General features: G+C 68.6%; 16 protein-coding genes and 1 pseudogene. 5 read left to right on the top strand and 12 right to left on the bottom strand.

Annotated elements, in window-relative coordinates:
- Window positions 1-27 precede the first annotated feature (27 nt).
- Window positions 28-321: pseudogene (nusG, locus tag M9799_RS03100) on the top strand (transcription termination/antitermination protein NusG); the annotation flags it as partial.
- A gap of 22 nt (window positions 322-343) precedes the next feature.
- Here the strand turns inward: nusG and M9799_RS03105 are convergent.
- The 3 genes from M9799_RS03105 to M9799_RS03115 all read right to left on the bottom strand — a co-directional run bounded on the left by M9799_RS03105 (window position 344) and on the right by M9799_RS03115 (window position 4,317).
- Entirely contained in the window at window positions 344-1,372 is a 1,029-nt protein-coding gene (locus tag M9799_RS03105; RefSeq protein ID WP_231044217.1) for a two-partner secretion domain-containing protein, read from the bottom strand.
- A gap of 63 nt (window positions 1,373-1,435) precedes the next feature.
- Window positions 1,436-3,154 (bottom strand): ShlB/FhaC/HecB family hemolysin secretion/activation protein, encoded by a 1,719-nt coding sequence (locus M9799_RS03110; protein WP_231044216.1) that lies wholly within the window; start codon window positions 3,152-3,154, stop codon window positions 1,436-1,438.
- Window positions 3,155-3,531: 377 nt separating this feature from the next.
- Window positions 3,532-4,317 (bottom strand): hypothetical protein, encoded by a 786-nt coding sequence (locus tag M9799_RS03115; protein ID WP_263725586.1) that lies wholly within the window; start codon window positions 4,315-4,317, stop codon window positions 3,532-3,534.
- A 207-nt stretch (window positions 4,318-4,524) separates the two neighbouring features.
- On the opposite strand from M9799_RS03115, the gene M9799_RS03120 reads away from it, so the two are divergent.
- Window positions 4,525-5,028 (top strand): dihydrofolate reductase, encoded by a 504-nt coding sequence (locus M9799_RS03120; RefSeq protein ID WP_231044214.1) that lies wholly within the window; start codon window positions 4,525-4,527, stop codon window positions 5,026-5,028.
- Window positions 5,029-5,155: 127 nt separating this feature from the next.
- Window positions 5,156-6,223 carry a metallophosphoesterase gene (locus M9799_RS03125; RefSeq protein WP_231044213.1) on the top strand — a complete coding sequence of 356 codons (1,068 nt, stop codon included), beginning with the start codon at window positions 5,156-5,158 and terminating at the stop codon, window positions 6,221-6,223.
- A 119-nt stretch (window positions 6,224-6,342) separates the two neighbouring features.
- On the opposite strand, the gene M9799_RS03130 is transcribed toward M9799_RS03125, so the two are convergent.
- The 7 genes from M9799_RS03130 to M9799_RS03160 all read right to left on the bottom strand — a co-directional run bounded on the left by M9799_RS03130 (window position 6,343) and on the right by M9799_RS03160 (window position 13,925).
- The gene (locus tag M9799_RS03130; protein ID WP_231044212.1) at window positions 6,343-7,248 is read right to left on the bottom strand and encodes an EamA family transporter; all 906 of its coding nucleotides are present in this window, start codon (window positions 7,246-7,248) and stop codon (window positions 6,343-6,345) included.
- A gap of 180 nt (window positions 7,249-7,428) precedes the next feature.
- Window positions 7,429-8,586 (bottom strand): acyl-CoA dehydrogenase family protein, encoded by a 1,158-nt coding sequence (locus tag M9799_RS03135; RefSeq protein ID WP_231044211.1) that lies wholly within the window; start codon window positions 8,584-8,586, stop codon window positions 7,429-7,431.
- 2 nt (window positions 8,587-8,588) lie between these two features.
- On the bottom strand, window positions 8,589-9,689 hold the full coding sequence (locus M9799_RS03140) for an LLM class flavin-dependent oxidoreductase (protein WP_231044210.1): 1,101 nt from the start codon (window positions 9,687-9,689) through the stop codon (window positions 8,589-8,591).
- 103 nt (window positions 9,690-9,792) lie between these two features.
- Window positions 9,793-10,959, bottom strand: a complete 1,167-nt coding sequence (locus M9799_RS03145) for a c-type cytochrome (RefSeq protein ID WP_231044209.1) — start codon at window positions 10,957-10,959, stop codon at window positions 9,793-9,795.
- Between the two features lie 3 nt (window positions 10,960-10,962).
- Complete coding sequence (locus tag M9799_RS03150) at window positions 10,963-11,790, bottom strand: ABC transporter ATP-binding protein (protein WP_263725587.1); 828 nt, start codon at window positions 11,788-11,790, stop codon at window positions 10,963-10,965.
- Window positions 11,784-12,878: an ABC transporter permease gene (locus tag M9799_RS03155; protein WP_231044207.1), complete on the bottom strand. Its 1,095-nt coding sequence runs from the start codon at window positions 12,876-12,878 to the stop codon at window positions 11,784-11,786. Before M9799_RS03155 ends, M9799_RS03150 begins: the two co-directional genes overlap by 7 nt.
- 18 nt (window positions 12,879-12,896) lie before the next feature.
- Entirely contained in the window at window positions 12,897-13,925 is a 1,029-nt protein-coding gene (locus M9799_RS03160) for an ABC transporter substrate-binding protein (protein ID WP_231044206.1), read from the bottom strand.
- Between the two features lie 135 nt (window positions 13,926-14,060).
- On the opposite strand from M9799_RS03160, the gene M9799_RS03165 reads away from it, so the two are divergent.
- Both M9799_RS03165 and M9799_RS03170 read left to right on the top strand, forming a co-directional pair.
- Window positions 14,061-14,666, top strand: a complete 606-nt coding sequence (locus tag M9799_RS03165; protein ID WP_231044205.1) for a cysteine dioxygenase family protein — start codon at window positions 14,061-14,063, stop codon at window positions 14,664-14,666.
- Window positions 14,663-16,264: a rhodanese homology domain-containing protein gene (locus M9799_RS03170; RefSeq protein WP_231044204.1), complete on the top strand. Its 1,602-nt coding sequence runs from the start codon at window positions 14,663-14,665 to the stop codon at window positions 16,262-16,264. Before M9799_RS03165 ends, M9799_RS03170 begins: the two co-directional genes overlap by 4 nt.
- A 194-nt stretch (window positions 16,265-16,458) precedes the next feature.
- On the opposite strand, the gene ssuE is transcribed toward M9799_RS03170, so the two are convergent.
- Window positions 16,459-17,082 (bottom strand): NADPH-dependent FMN reductase, encoded by a 624-nt coding sequence (gene ssuE, locus M9799_RS03175; protein WP_231044203.1) that lies wholly within the window; start codon window positions 17,080-17,082, stop codon window positions 16,459-16,461.
- Window positions 17,083-17,103: 21 nt separating this feature from the next.
- The gene (locus M9799_RS03180; RefSeq protein ID WP_231044202.1) at window positions 17,104-18,378 is read right to left on the bottom strand and encodes an LLM class flavin-dependent oxidoreductase; all 1,275 of its coding nucleotides are present in this window, start codon (window positions 18,376-18,378) and stop codon (window positions 17,104-17,106) included.
- Window positions 18,379-18,392 lie beyond the last annotated feature (14 nt).

The raw sequence follows: 18,392 nt of genomic DNA on the forward strand, positions 1-18,392 counted from the left end.
GCACCTTCCACATTCCCGATGGCGGAGCACACCAACAAGGTGACCGGTTTCGTCGGCGGCGCGAAGAACCGCCCGGCCCCGATCTCGGAAGACGAAGTGCAGAAGATCGTCAGCCAGATGCAGGAAGGCACCGACAAGCCGCGCCACAAGATCGAATTCCTGGCCGGCGAGCTGGTGCGCGTCAAGGACGGCCCGTTCACCGACTTCAACGGCTCGGTCGAGGAAGTCAACTACGAGAAGAATCGCCTGCGCGTGTCGGTGATGATTTTCGGCCGCTCGACTCCCGTCGAGCTCGAATTCTCCCAGGTCGAAAAGACCTGAGACCCCGCATGGGGCCCAGGCCTCATGTCTTGTGTTTCCGCATTTCCCGGCTCGGTGCGGAATTTTCAAATGAGTCGTTAACCCCCGGGGAGCCGCGCGTGCAAACGCGCAGCGCGCTTGCATCGAGCAGGCTGCCGTGCACCGTCTCGCCATGCCGCATATCCGCCAGCAGCAAAATGCGCCCCTCCTTCTCGGCCAGCGTGCGCGCCTGCACCGTGCCGCTGTTGGACACCACGCTAGCCGACAGCGCATCGGCGGCGCGCGAGGTCATCACCACCTGACCGCCATCGGCCGTGATCAGCTGCTGATTCTCGATCAGCGTGCGCACCGTCGCCGGGTCCACCGCGACCTGCAGCTTGCCGTCCACCCCGGCCTGCAGCGTGACCTTGTCGCCGCCCGCCAGCACCACATTGCCCAGCCGCGCGCCAAGCGTGCCCTCGTTCTTCACCGTGGGCGCCAGCAGCGCCAGCGTGCCTCCATCGGCCACCGTGATATGGCCCTGGTTGGTGATGCCGCCCTGCGCCGCGCCGCGCCTGAAGACCTGCTTGCCGGCATCGAAGTCTTCGTTGGCGATATCCAGCGTGGAAGCCACCAGCCCGCCGACGTTCACCTGGCTGCCCTGGCCGAACACCACACCGTTGGGATTCACCAGCCAGACCTGGCCGTTGGCGCCGAGCTGGCCGTCGATGCGGCTGGCATTGCCGGCCACCACGCGGTTGAGCGCGATGGCGCTGGCGTTGGGCTGGTTGAATTGCACCTTGGCCCCGCTGCCGATGTCGAAGCCTTGCCAGTGCAGGATGGCCTTCTGGCTTGCCTGATCGATGGTCATCTGGTTGCCGGCTTGGCCAATGTGGGCCTGGCCGGAAACCACCTGCCCACCTGTCGGAAGAACCTGTGCCCCTGTGGGCAGGGCCAGCAGCGCGCCCAGCAGCAACGCCATCGGCGCCAATGCCTTGGCCGCGCGGCTCTTGCCGCGGCCGCGTGCGGTTTCAGGAGCGGGAACGCAGCGCTGGGTGGCGTCGTTCCAGACGAGGCGGTAGCTGTGGTTCATGGCAAGGCTTTCCGGAGGTCTTCATCGCGGCCACGGCCGCTGCTTGTTCGGGCTCGTTGCGTGTCAGAAGTAGCGCTGCAGATTGATCCAGCCGCGCACGCTTTTCTCGCGGCTGCCGTCGCTGTTGCGGCCCTGGTTGCTCCCGGGATTGCTGCCGACGGGCTTGGCGATGCTGGTTGCCAGCTGCCAGCCGCGCAGGCTGCCAATGCCGCGCCAGTTCAGGCCCGCACCCACGCCCGAGAGGTTGTAGCTGTTGGCCCGGCCGCTGCCACCGTCCCAGCCGGCCCAGGGGCGCCTGTGCTGGCGGATGCGGCCAGCGTCATAGAAGGCCAGCGCCCGCCAGCCGCTGCCCAGCTCGCGCTGCAACTCCAGCTTGAGCAACACGCCGCTGTCGCCATCGGCTTCGTTGATCGGGTAGGCGCGCACCTGGCTGGGGCCGCCCAAGGTCATGCGCTCGGAGCTGACAAGGTTGCCGTTGGCCACCTGTCCGGACAGCGCGGCCTGCACCTGCCAGCCCGCGCCCAGCCATTGCAGTCGGCCCAGCTGCAGCGCCAGCTTGGTGTAGCTGCCGGCGCTGCGCGGGCCGGCCGCGTCCTGGGCGCGGCTGCCTTCGATGTCGCGGATGTTCAACGACCCCTGGGTCAGGTCCGCGCCTGCCCAGCTCAGCCCGCCGCCGCCCAGCCCGTCGCGCAGGTCGCCATTCATTCCCAGGGTCAGGGCGTTGATCCTGTTGAGGCGCAGCGGCTGCGACAGAGCGTCGTCGCTGTAGCGGCGGTGTTCATAACCCAGCGACAGCGTCACATTGCGCTCGCCCTGGCGCACCAGCGGGTAGCTCAGAGTCAGGCCTGCGCCACTGGACTTGCCCTCGAGCTCGCGGCCGAAGTTGCCGCCCAGCTCGTAGCGCAGCAGCGAGGCATGGGCCGCGAGGCGCAAGCCATCGTGGCCCAGCGGCAGGCTGTAGCGGCCCACCACGCTGCGTATGCCCTCCGAGCCCAGCAGCCGCAGCCCCAGCTGGTCGCCGATGCCCGTGAGGTTGTTGAGCGCCAGCCCGCCGACGGCCTGCGCGCGCCCCGTGGAGCGATTGCCGAAGTTGTTCAGGCCGATGTCGCCGGTCACCAAGGGAGTGTCGTGCACCACCACCTGCAGATCGGAATGGCCCACGCTCTGGCCGGCCTGCAGCAGCCCCTGCGCCTCGATGCCCGGGAGGTCGTTGGCCAGCAGCAACCCGCGCTCGAGCGCGGCGGCCGACAGTGGCGCGCCGGCTTGCAGCCGGTTGGTGACCAGTTGCCGCACACGCTCGGCGTCGGCGCGCTCGCCATTCTGTTGGCCCAGCTGGCTCGCGCCAAAGCGGCCCTCGAGCACCTGGATGCGGATATGGCCATCGGTGACATCCTGCTGCGGCAGGAAGACGCGCACGTACCAGCCGCGTTCGCGGTAATGCTGGGCCACGCGCTGCGCGGCCTGCTCGAGCTCGGCCAGCGTCAGCGACTTGCCGACCGATTCCTGCACCAGCGCCTGCAGTTCCTCCAGCGGAATCAGGGTCGCGCCTTGGATGGAAATGCGCTGCACGGCCACGCGCGGCGCATTCTCGTCCTGCGGCACGGGCTGGGCCGCGGCGGCGGGTCGCTGCGGCTCCACCGCGCGCGGCGCCTCCAGGTTGCGCTCGGTCTCGCGCGACAGCGAGCCCGCATCGGGAATGGACTGCGCCATGGCGGGCTCGGCCAGCAGGCACAGCAGCAGGGCCAGGCGTACGCTGGATGGAAAGGAGGTCGATGTGCTCACTTCAGCTTCCTGTGAATGCTGCGAAATACGCTGCCCTCAACCCCCCGGCCCAAGGGCAAGTCAAGAAATTTCCATGGCCGGAAATCACCCGGTCGAAGGTTCGACCTATGGCCTCGTGTTACTTATTGATTTTTTTGTAACCATAAGTATCTTAAATTGGACGCAGTTGTCCCTGCGGACATTGCAAAGTGCATCAAGTGGTACGGGACCTGGCCGTTCGAACGCATTCGTACGGCCTGTCTGCATGGGTAACGCCTGCGCGCCGGAAATTCCATCCCCGGCGTGAAATTGGTGCTTGCCTTGCCATCGGCAGGGATCCGGTGCCCATGAAAAAAGGCACCTGACGGTGCCTTTTTTCATCGTGCTTGCAGAAGGTGTCACTGTGCATTTTTCGCGAGCTCTTCCTTTTCAAGTATCTGTCCTTGCCGTTGGTACATGAAGACGCCGAACAACGCGCCGCCGATCAGGCTGATGGGGTTGGATGCCCCGGCAATGAGAAGAAGGTTGTTCATGGCCACGCCATTCCAGACGCCGGCGGTGGCCTTCAAACCGGACTTGCGGATCGCGGGTTTCTGGTGATCGAAGTAATAGATGATGCCGGCCTTGATCACGAACAGGCCCACCAGCCCTGCGGGCGAAGTGTTGATGAGGCCGTTTTTCTCGGCGAGACCGGGCTGGTTGAGGCCGATGTTCGTGGTCACGCTGTCGGCCAGTGCGCCGGCCAGGGGAAGATGGGTGGCGTCGGAGAACCAGGCTGCCTTGGACTGCGGCGGGGATTGTGTCTCGACGGGGCCTGAGACCGGGGAGCCTGCCACCGGGCTCGTTGTCACGGAGCTGCCTGCAACCACGGCGGCTGCAACCGGCTTGCCTGCCGGCACCGCCTGCGCCGTTCCCAAAACAATGGATTCGCCCGCCGAATATCGGCCTGTACCGGTCTGGGAAGGCAATTCGTTGGGCTGGGCAGGCATTTCCCCGGGCTGGTCAGGTATTTTCCTGGCCGGCACGAAATATCCCAATGGAATCGAATCGCCGGCTGAATAACGGACCACCTTGTCTTCGGCGGGTTTCGAACCACCCAATGGATTGGCGATGGCCGTGGCGTCCTGGGCCAAGGCTCCTGTGCTGAAAACCAACACCGCTGCAGCCGGCAGCAGGGATTTCAATATCTTAGTCATTTAATAAACCTATCGAGTTAATATTTCCAATTGTAGGATCCAATAAAAACCCGCGGGTCAGTAGTGTTTACAAGCTCTTACAGAGTGCGCTACCCGTTTACAAAACGTTCCATCAGTTGCAAGTCGACCTCACGCACTGACGGCATCGCGGCCATGACGGACAATGGCCAGCTGTTTCCTGTCTCGATCCTGTCCATGTCCGTCCAATTGATCTATGCACGCGCCGCCAATGGCGTCATCGGCGAGAACAACGCCATGCCCTGGCACCTGCCCGAAGACCTGGCGCATTTCAAGCAGCTCACCGGGGGCAGCGCCGTCGTCATGGGCCGCAAGACCTGGGACTCGCTGCCCGAGCGCTTTCGCCCGCTGCCCGGGCGCAGCAATATCGTCGTCACGCGCCAGCCCGGCTGGCAGGCTGCGGGCGCGCTGCGCGCCGCAAGCCTCGAGGAGGCGCTGGCCATGGCGGCGCAGCACAGCGCCGATGTCTGGGTGATGGGCGGCGCGCAGATCTATGCGCAGGCCCTGCCGCTGGCCGACGCCGTGGAAGTCACCGAGATCCACCGCGATTTCCAGGGCGACGCCTTCGCGCCGCAGCTGGGCAGCGAATGGGTCGAGGCCACGCGCAGCGAGGCCGTGAGCCGCACCGGCCTGCCCTATGCCTTCGTGCGCTATGTGCGCGCATCTGCCGCCGCGCGCTGAGGTCGGTTGCAGCTGTCACCGCCGCGACACGCGCAACGCCTCCCTGCGTCGGCGCATGCGCCAAGCAATGCGTTCTTCGAAATAATGCCCCTGGGGCCGCAAGCCGCCCCGCCTCCAAAGCCACTGCATGAGCCTGATCCAACCGCTGCCCTCCGGCCCACTGGACATCGTGGGCGATGTCCATGGGGAATACGACGCCCTGCTGTCGCTGCTGGCACAACTGGGCTACGACCAGGAGGGCCGCCACCCCGCGCAGCGCCAGCTGGTCTTCGTCGGCGACTTCTGCGACCGCGGCCCCGACAGCCCGGCAGTGCTGGCGCTGGCGCGGCGGCTGGTGCAAGGCGGGCGTGCGCTGGCGGTCGCCGGCAACCATGAGATCAACCTGCTGCGCGAGGACCCCAAGGATGGCTCGGGCTGGTTCTTCGACAGCCGCACGGCCTCCGACCAACCCAAGTACGCGCCCTTCGCGCAGCCGCAGGACGAGGCCGAGCGCCAGGCGATCACCGAATTCGCCGCCGGCCTGCCCGTGGCGCTGGAGCGCGAGGACCTGCGCATCGTCCATGCGGCTTGGGTCGAGCCGCAGATCAGGGCCGTGCGCGCCATGCCCCTGGGTAGCCTGCGCGCGCAATACGACCACTGGGAGGCCGTGGCCGAAACCCAGGCCGGGGCCGGCGAGCTGCGCGCGCGCCGTGCGGCCGAGGCGCTGGCCTGGCCGCACAGCCTGGAGGATGCGCGCGAGCGCCCGCCCTTCCTGCCCGCGCACTCGGAAAGCGAGCTCAACAAGGCGGTGTTCAATCCGCTGAAAGTGCTGACCACCGGCCTGGAACGGCGCTGCACCGAGCCCTTCTATGCGGGCGGCAAGTGGCGCTTCGTCGAGCGCATGGCCTGGTGGAACGATTACCACGACGCGCCCGCGGTGGTCATCGGCCACTACTGGCGCCGGCTGCACCCGCCGCGCGTGCCGGTGCATGGCAAGCAGGAGGAAAACCTGTTCGGCCAGACGCCGCCGCTGTCCTGGCATGGCCCTCGCGGCAATGTGTTCTGCGTGGATTATTCGGTGGGCGGGCGCTGGGTCGCGCGGCTCGCGGGCGAGGCGCGCGACGAGCGCTTCAACCTGGCGGCGCTGCGCTGGCCCGAACGCACGCTGATGTTCGAAGACGGCAGGGAAGTGCCGACGCAGGATTTCGGCGGGTAGGAGGGCCTTCCGGTTATCCCTGCAGACCGTGCCCAAGCTTGTGCATAACTGCCGGAACAAGTGGCGGAAATGGCGCCGGTGCTGGGTTTGCGGGGGGTGCTTAAAAAATGGGCAGTCGCTCAGGGGGCGCGTCTTCGCGCACCCAGCAACACCACCACCAGCGCCACGACGATGCATGCCCCACCCGCCCACTGCCAGTGCGTGACCTGTTCGCCCAGCAGCAGGATGCCCGCCGCCAGCCCGATGACCGGCACGCCCAGGCTGAAGGGCGCGACGCGGCTCGCCGGGTGGCGCTTGAGCAGGCCAGTCCACAGCGCATAGGCGGTGACGGTGGCGCACCAGCCGAGATAGGCCACCGACAGCCAGCTCGCCAGCGGCGCATCGGGCCATTGCCAGCGCTGCGCCGGCGCATCGAACAGCAAGCTCAGCAGCATGAAAGGCACGATCGGCACGATCGCGCTCCAGACCACGAAGCCCAGCGCATCGTAGCTGCCCGCGACCTGCTGCATGCGCCGCGCGACGATATTCGAGCTGGCCCACATCGCCGCCGCCACCAGGTTCAGGAGGAAACCCAGCAAGGTGGTGCCCGCGGCCGCCGCACCGCCCGCGTAGTTCATGGCAAAGCAACCCAGGCCGATGGCCGCGCAGACTAGGCCGCACTTGAGCGGGCGCGAGAGCTGCTCGCCCAGCAGCAGCACGCCCAGCAGCGCGGTGAAGAACACCTGCGTCTGCATCAGCACCGAAGCCAGCGCCGCCGTCATGCCCACCTGCAGCGCGATGAACAGCACGCCGAATTGCCCCACGCCCTGGCACAGCCCATAGGCGATGAGCCAGCGCCAGGGCACATCGGGCCGGCGCACGATCAGCACCAGCGGCAGCGCCGCGAACACATAGCGCCACAGGCCCAGCTGGAAGGGCGTGAAGTCGGCCAGCGCCCATTTCATGGCCACGAAGTTCAGCCCCCAGATCACCACCACCGACAGCGCGGCCAGCAGATCGCGGCCCGAGAAGGAGGAGCTGCTCATGGGGTGCGCCTGAAGTGGCGGGCGGGCGGGCGCAGCAGTAGACCCGGGGCGATAGAAGGAAGCATCACTGTGGTGGTTGCGAGCCCCATGCCGGCAGCATGGAGGCGGAGCGGGAATGCACATACAGGCATCGACGGATGCCATTTTGCCCAAACGGCACGCTCCCCACACCACGATGCCTCAAGCCGTTCGCTGCCCCTGCTCCAGCGCATGCCGGCCCGCCACGACCAGCGCACTGTCTTCCTGCGGCGTATGGATGCGCCCGCACAGCACATCGCGCAGATGGCGCTCCAGCGGATTGCGCCGCGACAGGCCATGGTTGCTGGTCAGCGCCAACGCTTCCTGCACCAGCTCCGCGGCCTGGCGCATCACCAGGGTCTTGACCAGGCCGCTCTCGGCCAGCGCAATCTGTTCTCCGCGGTCCAGATCGCTGGCAAGGCTCGCCAGCAGGCGTTGATTCGACAGCAGCAGCGCCTCGATGCGCCCCACCGCCTCCTGCACGCGCGGCAGCGTCGCCAGCGGCGCGCCCAGGCCCGAGGGCGTGCGCTCGCGCAGGAAGTTCAGCAGCCAGTCGCGCGCGGCCAGCGCCACGCCGGTGTAGAGCGCGCCCAGCAGCACTGTCATATCCGCCTGGGCGTTGACATCGCGTGCCTGTGCGCCCGGTGCAGCCAGGCCCATGGCGTGGTCGAGGGGCGTGGGCACGCCATCGAGGATCACGTCGTGGCTGCCGCTGGCGCGCAGGCCCAGATGGTCCCAGGTGGTCTCTATCCGCACGCCCGGGCTGTCCGCGCGCACCAGGAAGCTGCCGACCAGCGGCTCGGCATCGTCGGTGCGGGCCCAGACCACATACCAACGCAGGATCGGCGCGCCGGTGGAGTAGATCTTGCGCCCGCTCAGGCGCCAGCCATCCGGCGTGCGCCGCGCCACCGTTGCCGGCAGGCCGCCGCGCGCGGGCGTGCCCAGCTCGGGCTCGACGCGCAGCGCGTTGGCCAGCGACACGCTGCCAGCCGCCTCCTGCACCAATTGCCGCGCAAGATGCTCGGGCCAGAAGCTGCCGGCGCGGAACATGCCGCGCTGCTGCAGATACTGCATGCTCAGCACCAGCGCCGTGGCCGGGCAGCCATAGCCGATGGCACCGATGACTTCGGCCAGTTCCGCCACCGAGGCCTGCTGCCCGCCCCAGGCGCGCGGCGCGGCCAGCGCCAGCAAGCCGGCGCGCTGCAGGTCGGCGAAATTGGCGTGGGGAAAGCTGCCTTCGCGGTCATGCGCCACCGCACGCTGGCCGAAATCCGCGGCCAGCGTGCGGGCGCTGTCGCCCCAGCGCATCTCGAGCCTCATGCTCAGGCGGCCTTGCGTTCCAGGGTGCGGGCGGCTTCGCGCTGCGCGACCTTCTCGCGGATCAGCGGAATCAGTTCGCGGCCGTATTCGATGGCGTCGAGCAGCGGATCGAAGCCCCGCAGCAGCAGCGTGGTGATGCCCAGGTCGTAGTACTTGAGCAGCGCATCGGCCACCTGCTCGGGCGTGCCGACCAGCGAGGTCGAATTGCTGCGCCCGCCGGTTTCGCGCGCCACGGCTGTCCAAAGGCGTTCGTCAACCCGGTCGCCCCTGGCTGCATCGGCCAGCAGCCGGCGCGCGCCTTCGCTTTGCTGCGGGCCGGTGCCGCGTGCATGCGCAATCTGCACCTGCTTGGCACGCGTGGCCGCGAGGATCTGCTCTGCCTTTTCCCAGGCCTGCTCCTCGGTGGGCGCAATGATCGGGCGGAAGGAAATGCTGAATCCGATCTCGCGGCCATGGCTGGCGGCCTCGGCACGCACGCGGCGCACTAGCTCGCCGGCCTGCGCCAGCGACTCGCCCCACAGCGCGTAGACATCGGCCAGCCTGCCGGCGACTTTCAGTGCCGGCTCCGAGGCGCCGCCAAAGAAGATCGGCAGATGGGGCTGCTGCAGCGGCTTGACTTCGGAGCTCACGCCCCTGGCGCGGTAGTGGCTGCCTTCGTGGTCGAAGGGCTGCGGCTCGGTCCATACGCGGCGCAGCAGCGCGATGTATTCCTCGGTGCGCGCATAGCGCTCGTCGTGCCCGAGGAAGTCGCCGTCGCGCTGCTGGTCGGCATCCGAGCCGCCGCTGATGAAGTGCACCGCGACGCGCCCGCCGGTGTAGTGGTCCAGCGTCGCGAACTGCCGCGCCGCAAAGGTCGGCGAGACAAAGCCCGGGCGGTGCGCGAGCAGGAACTTGATGCGCTGGGTATGGGCCGCGGCATAGCTCACGGTGAGCAGCGGATCGGGGCTGGTGGCGCTGGCCGGCACCAGGATGCGGTCGAAGCCCGCGTGCTCGTGGGCCTGGGCCAGCAGGCGCACGTAACCGGTATCGACGGCAGGCCCCCTGCGGGAAATCGTCTCGGAAGCTTCCTGGGGGGCAATCAGGCCAATGATCTGTACGGACATCGCGTTCTCCTGGAGGGCTGCAAAACCCCATGATCGGCAGCTGGGGGATGGCTGCCAACGAAGGAAAACGCGTTTGCTTGTGCGATCTTCGTGGGATGCAGGTTCAGTGGGGATAGCCGGCGCGGACCAGGCGCATGCGGTCGGCATCCATTCGGCGCAACAGGCCTTCCACGCCAGGTGCGGGTGCTTCGGCCGCTGGCGCGGCCTCGGTGCGGCAGATCAGATCGCCCGCAGACCATCCCGCCTGCCCCGGCACCGAACGCGCGCGCAGCCAGCCGTCCTTGTCCACGAACAGGCTGTGGCCCGGGGCCTCTTCGGGCGTGACGCCCAGCAGCAGCGCAATGGCCGGCAGCAGCGCCCGCTCCTGGGCGAGGCATTCGGGCGCGGCATCTTCTGGAACGGCCCCCAGCACCACCGTGACCCAGCGCGGGTCTTCCTGCGGCAAGGCCTGGACGCCTGCCGCCGGCAGCACCAGCTGCAGCCGCTGCCCACGCAAGCTCTCGCTGCTGCGCTGCCCGCCATGGCGGCAATCCAGTGTGCTTGCGGGCAGCCGTACCGGACGCTCCCAGGCGCCCATGTCGCGCAGCATCCGCCCCGCGGCGCGGGCCTGCAGGAAGTCCAGCACCGACCAGATCTCCTGGTCGGAAAGCGCGGGCGTTCCGGGCATGGTTTCGGCGCCCGAGCGCGCATCGCGCAGGCCATGGCGGATGCGCCAGAACAGCTCGCCTTCGAGCCGTTTCCAAAGCAGCCCGCCGGCAAGATCGGGCGGCCACTGCGCCAACTGGCTGGCCAGCGGGCCTTCGCCGCGCGCATCCGCGCCGTGGCACTGCGCGCAGTGCTGCGCAAACACGCCCTGCCCTTGAACGATGCTCTGGGCCGAGAATGCCGCGGGCGCGCGGTGCAGGCTGCTGGGCACGGCCGGGGCCCAGAGCAAGGCGCTAGCGGGCCAGGGAGCGAACACCAGCAAGGCCGCGGCCGCGGCCAGCACGCCATGGCGCCAGATCCGGCGGCGCCGCAGCACCGCCAGAATCAGCGCGGCCGACAGCAGCGCAATGGCACCCGCCACGCAGGCCAGCGTGACGACGACGCGGCGCGCATGCCCGGGCTCGAGCAGCAGCCGCTCGGCCGCCAGGCGCCGTGCAAAGGGCCAGGCCGGCTGCTGCGCCACTTCCCCCGAAAGGCCCAGCGCATGCCAGGCATCGCGCAGCAAGAGCTGCGCGGCGTACAGCGCTTCGAGCACGCCGTTCAGGAACTCGCTGCTCACAAGCATGGATTACCAGCTGTCTCCCAGCCCAAGCAGCGCCAGCGCCTGGCGCCGCAGCTCGGCCAGCCGCGGGTCGCCGCGGTGGCGCGGATAGGGCAGATCGTTGACCAGCACCTCGCGGATGCGCGCGGGCCGCTCGGAAAACACCACGACGCGCTGTGCCATGAACAGCGCCTCCTCCACATCGTGCGTCACCAGCAGCGCCGAGAAACCCTTGCGCTGCCACAGCGCCACCAGCTCGGTCTGCATCGACAGGCGCGTGAGCGAGTCGAGCTTGCCCAGCGGCTCGTCCAGCACCAGCAGGCGCGGGTCGTTGACCAATGCGCGCGCCAGCGCCACGCGCTGCGCCATGCCGCCCGAGAGCTCGTGCGGCAGCGCGCGCGCAAAGGCTTCGAGCCCGACCAGCGCCAGCGCCTCGTCGACGCGGTGGCCCTGCGATTTGAGCAGGCCGCGCGCCTGCAGGCCCAGCGCGACGTTGTCCCGGACCGAGCGCCAGGGAAACAGCGTCGGGTCCTGGAACACGACGATGCGCGAGGGGTCGGGGTCGGTGATGGCCGCGCCATCCTGCAGCAGCCGCCCTCTGCTTGCCGGCTCCAGCCCCGCCACCAGGCGCAGCAAGGTGCTCTTGCCGCAGCCGCTCGGGCCCAGCAGCGCGACGAATTCGCCGGGCGCGATGTCCAGATCCAGATCGTCGATGACCTGCAGCCTGGCCGCATCGGCTGCCGATGGGCCGCGCTGCGCGAACCAGTGGCTCACGCCCTGGACTTCGATGCGCGCGCCGGCAGCGGGGGCAAGGTACTGCGCAGGCGTCTGCGCCACGGTCGCGGTCATCACCATTTCAAGGTCCCCTTCTGCCAGGACAGCACGCGGTCCCGGAACGCAAACAGCAGGCTGATCACGCCCGAGAACAGAAGCGCCATCAGGATCAGCGCCGCGTACATGTTGGGATACGCGGCCCAGCCCTGCGCCCAGGTCAGATACCAGCCCAGGCCCGATTTCACGCCCAGCATCTCCGCGACGACCAGCGTCGAGAATGCCGCGCCCAACCCCATGAACAGGCCCACGAACACCTGCGGCAGCGCCGCGGGAATCGCCACGCGCAGCACCAGGAACCACTGCGAGGCGCCGAGCGTGCGCGCCACGTCATAGAAGTTCTTGTGCACGCCGGCCACGCCCGACCAGGTCAGGATGGCCACCGGAAAAGCCATGCCCAGCGCGATCAGGAACACCGCCGTGGACCAGCTCGAGGGAAAGAAATAAAAGCTCACCGGCAGCAGCGCCGTGGTCGGCACCGGCCCAAGAACGCGCAGCACCGGGTGGATCCAGTAGCTGGCGGTGCGCGACCAGCCGATCAGCACGCCGGTGACGAAACCCGCCAGCGCGCCGATGCCGATGCCGATGGCCAGCAGGCGCAGCGAATTCAGCGCGCTCTCGGCCAGGCGTTCGGTGTCGGTGGCATACACCTCGACCAGCGCCTGCGGCGGCGCAAAGAAAGGCGTGGGCAGCCGGCCCAGCTTGGCCGTCAGTACTTCCCAGGACGCCAGGCCCAGCGCCAGCGCCACCAGCCAGGGGCCCGCGGGCCGCAAGCGCTCGCGCAGCCGGGCGATGGGCCGCAGGCTTCGGGGCACAAACACCAGCGCCCACAGCAGCGCCGACACCACCGCCGCGCCCGCGGCAAACTCCGTCGTGTAGGCCCATTCGGTGAAGCCCGCGGGCAGGTTGGGCCACAGGTGGGTCAGCAGCGCCAGCAGCGCCCAGGCCAGCGCGGCCAGCGCGCCTTGCCACCAAAGAGGGGTGCGTGGCGTAGAGTTCACAATGGCTTGCACGGCGGGAGCCAGGGGCGCCAGCTCCACTTCAAGGCGGCCTTCGTCCGGCCGCCGGCGCTCGGGATGGCCCGGCAGTATATGTTCGGCAAGGGTGCTCATGGCATGGCTCCAGTGGAATCAGGACAGCACGTCCGCATGGACATGGGCCGCAAAGCGCGCGGGATCGGTACTCGGCTTGAGTACCTTCACCCGCTTGAAGTCGCGCGCATAGAACTCGATCTCGTCGCGCAACGGCTTGCCCACCGGGTGGCTGCGGTGCGTGAGCGTGCCCAGCACGGCGCGCAGCTCGCTTTCCGGCACCCTGGAGTACGGGCTGAAGATGCGCGCCGTCTCGGCCGGGTTGTCGGAGATGAAATCCGAGGCCTCGACGATGGCGCGCGTCAGCGCCGCCGCGGCCGGCCGGTCATTGCGCACCAGCGCCCCGCTCACGCCCAGCACGCAGCAGGTCTTGGCTGCGTACTCGCCCGAAAGATTGCTGGCCAGATCGACCAGGCCCTTGGTGCGCCGCTGCACCAGCAGCAGGTTCGGGTCGCCATCGGCAATGGCATGCGCCTCGCCCTTCTCCACGGCGAGGCCCAGCATGTCGCCGGGAAACTGGCGCCAGCTGACGTCGCGTTCGGGGTCGAGCCCGGCCTTTGCCAGCAGCACCGAGAAGAAGTTCTTGCCCGGCGAATTCAGATCGGACACTGCAATGGTCTTGCCCTTGAGGTCCTTGAGCTGCCTGATGCCGGCGGGCGAGTAGCCCACCAGGCGCGAGCAGCCGCCATGGGAGCTGCCGACGAGCTTGACGTCGAAGCCCGACTCCAGCGGCTTGATCCACCGGTGGATCATGCCTAGCCCGGCATCGGCCTTGGAGGTGGCGATGATCTCCAGCAGCTGGTCGGTCGCGCCCGCGAAGTTGACCAGTTCCACCTTGAGCCCATGCTTCTCGAAGATGCCGCGCTCGACGGCCACGGGCGCGGCCGACAGGCAGATGGCGTTGGCGTTCCACGCCAGCTTGATCGGGCGCAGCGGCCCGGCGGCTGCCGCGCGCTGCGCCGCCACGCCCGCCGCGCCGGCCAGGGTGGCGGCGCCGGCCGCGCGCAGCAGATGCCGGCGCGACCATGTCCTACCTTGCGATCCATCCCGGTTCTGTACGCTGTCCATGCTGTCCTTTCGTGGCGGTTGAAGCTGAGCCTCGATTGAAGTCAATGGCGGGCGCCAGGGGAACGAACAAAAACGGCCATCCATATGCGGAAATCAGCGTTTACGCGAACCCCGCTCCCACGCTGTAATCCACACATGTCCACTGAAACCACCACGCCCGCGCCGCGCCTGCAGCGCTTCGTTCAGCAGCTCACCCAGGTGGTGGAGCGCAGCGCCGATGAAGCAGCGCTGCTGGCCGATGCCCGGCCGCTGCTGCAGTCGCTGGTCGCCCATGACGACTGGCTGCCCGACGCCTTGGCCCAGCCCCACCCCCTGCACTACCAGCAGTTCCTGCTGCATGCCGACCCGGCCGGGCGCTTTTCCGTGGTCAGCTTCGTCTGGGGCCCGGGCCAGGGCACGCCGATCCACGACCACACCGTCTGGGGCCTGATCGGCATGCTGCGCGGCGCCGAGGAAGGCCAGCATTTCGCGCGCGACGCCCGCGGCCGCTGGCAGCCCGAGGGCCCGGCGCGGCGCCTGCTGCCGGGCGAGGTCGAAGCCGTGTCGCCCACCATTGGCGACGTGCACCGCGTGCGCAACGCCCTGCCTGACCAGGTCTCGATCAGCATCCATGTCTACGGCGCCGACATCGGCAAGGTGCAGCGCCATGTGTTCACCGAGGACGGTGCCGCCAAGCCCTTCGTGTCCGGCTATGCGAATGCCGCCCGCCAAGAATCCTCCACCCTTGAAAAGGCCCCATGAGCAATTCCACACCCCAACTGACCCCCGAAGACATCCGCCAGGCCCTGATGGCGGGCGAGGAGATCGCGCTGCTGGACGTGCGCGAGGAGGCGCCCTTTGCCGAGGGCCATCCGCTGTGGGCTGCCAACCTGCCCGCAGGGCGCATCGAGATCGATGCCTGGCAGCGCCTGCCGCGGCGCGATACGCGCATCGCGGTGTATGACAACGGCGAAGGCCTGGCCGAGGTGGCCGCGCAGCGGCTGCAGGCGCTGGGCTACACGCAGGTGCACGTGCTCGCGGGCGGCCTTGCCGGCTGGGAGAACGCGGGCTATGAACTGTTCATCGACGTGAACGTGCCGAGCAAGGCCTTTGGCGAATGGCTCGAGGCGGAACGCCACACGCCATCGCTGGCGGCCGAGGAAGTCAAGGAACTGCTCGACAGGAAAGCCGATGTCGTGGTGCTCGATGCACGCCGCTTCGATGAATACCAGACGATGAGCATTCCCGGCGGCGTGAGCGTGCCCGGCGCCGAGCTGGTGCTGCGCGCCGCCACGCTCGCGCCCGACCCGTCCACGCATATCGTCGTCAACTGCGCGGGCCGCACGCGCAGCCTGATCGGCGCGCAGTCGCTGGTCAACGCCGGGCTGCCCAACCGCATCACCGCGCTGCGCAACGGCACCATCGGCTGGCTGCTGGCCGGCCAGCAGCTCGAGCATGGCGCCGACCGCCGCGCGCCCGAGGTCCAGGAAGAACAGCGCGCCCAGGCGGCAGAGCGCGCCCGCGCCGTCGCCGACCGCGCCGGCGTGCGCCGCGCGAGCCGCGACCAGCTGCAGCAATTCACCGACGAGCTCACCCGCACCACCTATTTCTTCGACGTGCGCAGCGCCGAGGAATTCGCGGCCGGGCATCTCGCGGGCTTTCGCAACTACCCCGGCGGCCAGCTGGTGCAGGAAACCGACCACGCAGCGCCGGTGCGCGGCGCGCGCATCGTGCTGGCGGACGACGACGGCGTGCGCGCCAGCATGACCGCCTCGTGGCTGGCGCAGATGGGCTGGGAGGCGTGGGTGCTCGATGGCGTCGGCGCGGACGACTGGAACGAAACCGGCCAGCCCGCCAGCGTCCACCCCGAACCCGCGGGCGCGGTGCAGGACATCACGGCGCAGACGCTGGCGGGTTGGCTCGAAGGCGGCGACGGCAAGCCCGCCACCGCCTTGCTGGACTTCACCGGCAGCGCCAACTACGTGAAGCGCCACATCCCTGGAGCCTGGTTCGCGCTGCGCTCGCAGCTGGCGCAGGCCGTGGAGAACATCCCCAAGGCCGAGCGCTATGTCGTGACCTGCGGCACCAGCCTGCTGGCGCGCTTCGCGGCAAAGGAGCTGGCCGATATCACCGGCGCCCCGGTCTATGCGCTGGCCGGCGGCACCCAGGCCTGGATTGCCGAAGGCCTGCCGCTGGAAGAAGGCGAGACCCGCCTCGCATCGCCGCGCATCGACCGCTACCGCCGCCCCTATGAAGGCACCGAGGCGCCGCACAGCGCGATGCAGGCGTATCTGGATTGGGAGTTCGGGCTGGTGGATCAGCTGAAGCGGGATGGGACGCATCATTTCCAGACGGTTTGATGCATCTTTGACCGGGAAACGCAGTGCCGGCGAGGACACTGCGCTTTTCTTCGTGAGGACAGGCCGTCTACCCTTCGACAAGCTCAGGGCGAACGGCAAAAACCTCCGTTCGTCCTGAGCTTGCCTGGGCGGCCCCGCCGAAGGATGGACGTCCTGCCCTCAAGATCCACCCACACGCCACCCTCCGGCGTCCCTCAAAGCTTGGCGATCGACACCTCGGCAGACTCCACCCCCAGATCGTTCGCCGGCCGCCTGGCGCTCACCGCCTGCCCCGTCACCACGGGAGTTCCCACCCGCAACACCTCCCCCGCCAGCACCCGAACCGCTTCATCGACGCGCAGCGCCAGCTCCGGCGCCAGGGTGCTCGCGCCCTCGGGCAGCACGCAGACCTGCGCGTCGGTGGCGTAGATGCCCGCGAGCACCTGCCTGGCGCCCAGCGCCTGCAGCACCGGGCGCAGTGCGTAATCCAGCGCCAGCATGTGGTGCGGGCTGCCGCCGGTGGCCAGCGGCAGCACCGTCTTGCCCTTGAGGCCGGTCTGCGGCAGCAGGTCGAGAAACAGCTTGAGCACGCCGCTGTAGGCCGCCTTGTAGATCGGCGTGGCAACGATGACCACCTGGGCCTCGGCCACCTGGCGTGCGGCGCGCGCGATCGAGGGGTCGGCGAAATCGGCCTGCAGCATCGCCCGCGCGTTCAGCTCGCGGATCTGCAACCGTCGCACGTCGGCATGGTGCCTGGCCAGGCGCTGGCCCACGCATTCCAGCAGGGCCGCGGAGCGGGAGGTCGGCGAGGGGCTGCCGGCAATCAACAAGACGGACATGGGCTTCCTTTGGTTCAAGAATCAAACGGGATCGTGCAGACCCAGATGGGCGCGCAGCGTGCGGCCTTCGTACTCGCGGCGAAAGCGCCCGCGCTCCTGCAGGATCGGAACCACGCCGCGCGTGAATTCCTCGAAGCCGCCCGGAAACCAGGCCGGCATGATGTTGAAGCCATCGGCCGCTCCCGCATCGACCCAGTGCAGCATGTGCGCGGCCACGTCCTCGGCCGTGCCCGCCACCACCTGGTGGCCGCGGCTGCTGGCGATGTGGTGGTAGAGCTGGCGCAGCGTCAGCCGCTGATCGCGCGCGATCTTCAGCAGCAGCTTGCGCCGGCTGAAGCTCTTGTCGTCCTGTGGCAGGTCGGGCACGGGCGCATCCAGGTCGTGGCCCTCCAGGTCGAGATCGAGCTCCGCCGAGAGCATGTAGCGCGCCTTGCTCTGGTCGGTGAATTCCTGCAGCTGCGCGAGCTTTTCCCGCGCCTCGGCCGCGGTCCTGCCGATGATCGGCATCAGCCCCGGCATCACCTTGACCTTGGCCGGATCGCGCCCCGCGGCCGCGACCTGGCGCTTGAGCGCCTGGTAGAACTCCTGCGCCGCCTGCAGGTCCTGCTGCGCCGTGAAGATCACCTCGGCACAGCGCGCGCCGAGCTGCTGGCCCGCGCCAGAGGACCCCGCCTGGATCAGCACCGGCTCGCCCTGCGGGCTGCGCGTGACGTTGAGCGGCCCCTTGACCTGGAAGTACTTGCCCACATGCTCGAGCGCATGCATCTTGTCCGTGTCGATATAGATGCCGCGCGCCTTGTCGCGCACATAGGGGTCGGCCTCCCACGAGCGCCACAGGCCCTGCACCACCTGCACGAATTCCTGCGCGATCGCATAGCGCTCGTCCGACTCGGGGTGCAGCGAGCGGCTGAAGTTGCCCGAGCCGTCTTGCACCGTGGTCACGATGTTCCAGGCCGCGCGCCCCTCGCTCAGCAGGTCGACCGAGGCCAGCGCGCGCGCCAGCGTGAAGGGGTCGCTGTAGGTGGTCGAGGCCGTGGCCGCCAGGCCTATATGGCGCGTCTGCACGGCCAGCATCGCCAGCACCACCAACGGATCGGGGCGCGTGACCATCGAGGGGTGCGAGTCGCGGCTCGTGACCAGCCGGTCGCCAAAGAACACCATGTCGAACTTCGCGCTCTCGGCCTCCTGCGCCACGCGCGTGATCAAGTGGAAATTCTCGGTGCCCGACTCGGCGCCGGGAAAACGCCAGCCGCCCGCATGGTGGCCCGCGGCCAGCAGAAACAAACCCAGATGCATGAACTTCTACCTGT

Source organism: Comamonas endophytica, assembly GCF_023634805.2.
GTDB classification, from domain to species: domain Bacteria; phylum Pseudomonadota; class Gammaproteobacteria; order Burkholderiales; family Burkholderiaceae_C; genus Comamonas; species Comamonas endophytica.